We start from the raw sequence: 963 nt of genomic DNA, 5'->3' as shown, positions 1-963 counted from the left end.
CGCAGGTCCACCAGCATCACGTGGGTGTCGGTGCCGCCGGTCACGATGTCCAGGCCGCCCTTGATCAGCTGGTCCGCCAGCGCAACCGCGTTTGCCTTCACCTGTTTCTGGTAGGCCTTGAACTCCGGCTTCAGCGCCTCGCCGAAGGCCGCCGCCTTGCCTGCGATCACATGCATCAGCGGGCCGCCCTGGATGCCGGGGAAGATCGCCGAGTTCACTTTCTTGGCGATCGCCTCGTCATTGGTCAGGATCATGCCGCCGCGGGGGCCGCGCAGGGTCTTGTGGGTGGTGGTGGTGGCGACATGCGCATGCGGGAACGGCGAGGGGTGCTCGCCCGCGGCCACCAGGCCTGCGAAATGCGCCATGTCGACGTGCAGGTAGGCGCCGACCTTGTCGGCGATCTCGCGGAAGCGGGCAAAGTCGATCACCCGCGGAATGGCGGAGCCGCCGGCGATGATCAGCTTCGGCTGGTGCTCGACCGCCAGCGCTTCCAGCTGGTCGTAGTCGATCAGGTTGGTGTCGCGGCGCACGCCGTAGGCGACCGCGTTGAACCACTTGCCCGACTGGTTCGGCGCGGCGCCGTGGGTCAGGTGGCCGCCGGAGGCCAGATCCATGCCCAGGATGGTGTCGCCGGGCTTCAGCAGCGCCTGGAACACGCCCTGGTTGGCCTGCGAGCCGGAGTTCGGCTGGACGTTGGCGTATTCGCAGCCGAACAGCGCCTTGGCCCGGTCGATCGCCAGGTTTTCGGCGACGTCGACATACTGGCAGCCGCCGTAGTAGCGGCGCCCCGGGTAGCCTTCGGCGTATTTGTTGGTCAGCACCGAGCCTTGCGCTTCCATCACCGCGGCGGAGACGATGTTCTCCGAGGCGATCAGCTCGATCTCGTCGCGCTGGCGGCCCAGTTCCGCGGTGATCGAGGCATAAAGCTCAGGATCGCGCTCGGCGAGGGTTTGGGTGAAAAAG

General features: G+C 67.0%; 1 protein-coding gene. It reads right to left on the bottom strand.

Translation table 11 applies throughout. From position 1 onward, the window contains the following. A partial coding sequence (glyA, locus tag KUW17_RS23190) for a serine hydroxymethyltransferase (RefSeq protein WP_222482655.1) occupies positions 1-963 on the bottom strand: 963 nt, incomplete at both ends.

Origin of the sequence: Leisingera aquaemixtae (assembly GCF_019801145.1) — a bacterium.
Taxonomy (GTDB): Bacteria; Pseudomonadota; Alphaproteobacteria; order Rhodobacterales; family Rhodobacteraceae; genus Leisingera; species Leisingera aquaemixtae_A.
Note: the sequence above shows the minus strand (reverse complement) of the source record. Positions and strands in the feature narration are given on the sequence as shown.